Source organism: Roseinatronobacter alkalisoli (assembly GCF_028745735.1).
Classification (GTDB): domain Bacteria; phylum Pseudomonadota; class Alphaproteobacteria; order Rhodobacterales; family Rhodobacteraceae; genus Roseinatronobacter; species Roseinatronobacter alkalisoli.
This window is the reverse complement of record NZ_JAQZSM010000088.1, coordinates 1-2,726: the sequence shown is the minus strand read 5'-3', so window position 1 is coordinate 2,726 and position 2,726 is coordinate 1. Positions and strand designations below refer to the sequence as shown.

The following is a 2,726-nucleotide window of genomic DNA, read 5'->3' as shown; positions in this document are numbered from 1 at the left end:
CGCGAGGCAGAGAGCGACGCGCCCGCACCGGCTGCGGTTCCCTTGCCCAATACCGACAACACGCGGGTTGACCGGCCGAGATGCTATGTGTTGACGTTGTCCTTCACAATACCAGCCAACGGGACCGCCACCGAAATGGGCCGCCAGCTTGCGCTACAGCAGACCGCACTCAACGCGAAGAACCCCTGTCAGGCGGCGGCGGACATCGCGCAATATCCGGTCAACAGGCCTATTGGAGAGAGGGAAAGGCCTCGTGCGCGCGAGAGGTACATCCAAGCAGATGCAGCTCGGATCAGATCCCTCAACCCGTCACTCAGCGCAAATGCTGCCTTGGACATGGCCCGCACAGCAGCAACAGGTAAGGACGCGATCCACACGTTGGATATGGTTGCGGGCGGCAATCCCATGGTTTTTTCTAGGTTGGGGGGGCGAAGTGAAAACCGCTCGATTGGGGGGCAATGGGGCTCGGGCGGCAAGGTCACGGAATTGGCCACCTATGCCAAGGATCAGTGTAATAATGGATGTCCATCGATGCAAACCGCGCTGATAGCAAGCTGAGGATACCTATGAACAAAGAAGATTTTCTTGAAATTTTTGGCACCCCGGAAACCAGCCAATTGGTCGATAGGAACCTTGCCGAGCGGTTTCGTGGACTTGTGCCAGATGATCTCGTCGACTTCTGGATAGACCATGGGATTGGCGCCTATGCAGGCAGTTTCTATCGGCTCTGCACTCCGGATACCTTTTACCCGTTGCTCTCGCGGCTTCTCGCTAATATCCCAACGCTTCGCGGAAAACTCCATGCCGTGGGGTATTCTGCGTTTGGAGTTGTCGATCTCTGTCATGAAAACGGGCGCATCTTCAGTTTTGATGTCCAGTTCGGCGCCTTGACCGATCAGACCAGTAGACGAGATAACGAACCACCACCGCACGACATCGCTGATCTTTATGCACTTGCAGGCATTGAGATGCCCGCGAGTCATGAGGAAGCTGTCAGTCGGATCAAACTCGGCCCGCTGTCGGTGTGGGATGAATTGGCGATTGGCGCTAGTCCCGAAACGTACAGGAATTACATTGGTGAAGACGGGAGGCGGTTGCCAAGCGAGGTGATGAAACTACTCGGGCCAATCAGTGCAAATCAGATATATATTTTGCGTAGCGCAGAACTTGAAAATATCCCGGCTTCCTATGTCAAAACAGACATTCGCGACCTGCTGGATAATATTCTCTCCGAGACCGTAAGTGTGACCGAGTTCATAACGGAAAATGGTATGCAAAACACGCACGCCGAGATTTTTCCGGTCCAGTTGAGATAGACTCTAGCGGCGATGAACCCGGCATCGGCAAGGGCGTGGTGTCGGGCACAGTGGGGGGCATCTGTGAACCCATCGGCCATGCCGCGCAGGTGCGCGCCGAGGGCAGCCCCGTCATCCGCCATCTCGACCGGTTCTGGATGAACAACCGCAACACGGTGGGCGAGGCCATCTTCGTGCGCGACACCGCGACCTACGCCCCGCCCGAGGATGACGACCCGCTGCCGGGGTCGATGCAACTGGCGGCGACGGGGGCTTCTTCAAGCTATTTCCTTGCCCCTTCTCCGCCGGTGCAAGCGCCCCCGACCACCGCCCCCGCACCGCCGCCTTCTGCGCCCGCTCCCGGGCCATCCACCCCCACCCCTGGCAGCGGCGCGCCGAACAGGCTCCCGTCCGTTAGACCGCTGCTGCGCAGGATCGGTGTTCTGGGCTGGATTCTGCACGGCTATGACCTGGGCCAACGCGAAAACCAGCGCGCCTGGGATGAGCCCGAAGGCTACATGGCGCGCGAGGCGGAAAGATACGGCGGTGTTGACAGCTTCAACGACACCCAGCGCGAGATCCACGACCGCGCCGTGGAGCGGTTGCGTAATGGCGGGCGGCAGGGCCATGTGCGCGGGGAGTACGACCAAGAGATGGACCGGGAGCGTGCGGAGCGCGAGAGGGCGGAATCGCTGGCGCAGGCCGCGCCCCAGACGCAGACTGATACGGATACAGGGACGCGGGTGGATGATGAAGGATCGCAGCGCGAATGCAAGGTCGGTCCATTTGAAGAAATAGAGCCTATCTGCAACGGGGAGACACACCATATCGTCCCGGATATGGTTTACCGTCTTGGACGCAGGCCGAGAACTGCAGCTGAGAGAAACTCGACGGCGGAGCGGATCAACAACGAGCGCGCACCAACATTCAATCAGGGCATGTCAATCTGTCTGAAGGCCGAGCAACACACCAGCGATCCGGACGGACTGCACGGTCAGTTGCGAGGCGCATTCAACGCGATCGGTACGGCATCACCTGTAGCGGGAACAGCGCCGATGAGGCAAATTCTGGCGGAAAGTCTTGCACAGATCGAGGATATCCCGGATTTACCTGAGGCGTGTAAAATATTGGCGGCAGCGCTTACCACTATACAAGTAGAAAACACTACCGGGCTTGATACACCCGGTCGAACCAGAGAAAGTCCTTTGCCCACAGGGCGAGCACGAGATGTTCTAAGACAAGGCCACTACTGATGGACGAGACGATATGGAAGCCGACTCTCCACGCGGCACAGGCTCTGACCGTTGATCGGTTCAGCATCGCGATTGGTGAGTTAGAATATGACGATCAGTTCATGGCAATCCTGAGCTACGACGGCAGGTTTCCGCAGCCTTGGTCGCGAGTCGATGTTGATCGCGAGATCGCCGACAT

The 2,726-nt window shown here is 58.4% G+C and carries 3 protein-coding genes; all 3 read left to right on the top strand.

Annotated features, from left to right (window positions below; translation table 11 throughout):
- The coding region (locus tag PUT78_RS23265) for a polymorphic toxin type 15 domain-containing protein (protein WP_274354602.1) at window positions 1-558 on the top strand (558 nt) is incomplete at its 5' end.
- 8 nt (window positions 559-566) lie between these two features.
- Window positions 567-1,316, top strand: coding sequence for a GAD-like domain-containing protein (locus PUT78_RS23260; protein ID WP_274354601.1), 750 nt, complete (start codon window positions 567-569; stop codon window positions 1,314-1,316).
- A complete protein-coding gene (locus PUT78_RS23255; protein ID WP_274354603.1) occupies window positions 1,313-2,548 on the top strand; it encodes a DUF4150 domain-containing protein in 1,236 nt (411 codons plus the stop codon). Before PUT78_RS23260 ends, PUT78_RS23255 begins: the two co-directional genes overlap by 4 nt.
- The last annotated feature ends 178 nt before the right edge of the window (window positions 2,549-2,726 follow it).

Bases quoted from the DNA above. Each gene is read 5' to 3' on its own strand.
- PUT78_RS23260 (WP_274354601.1), top strand. From the start codon at position 567: ATGAACAAAGAAGATTTTCTTGAAATTTTTGGCACCCCGGAAACCAGC.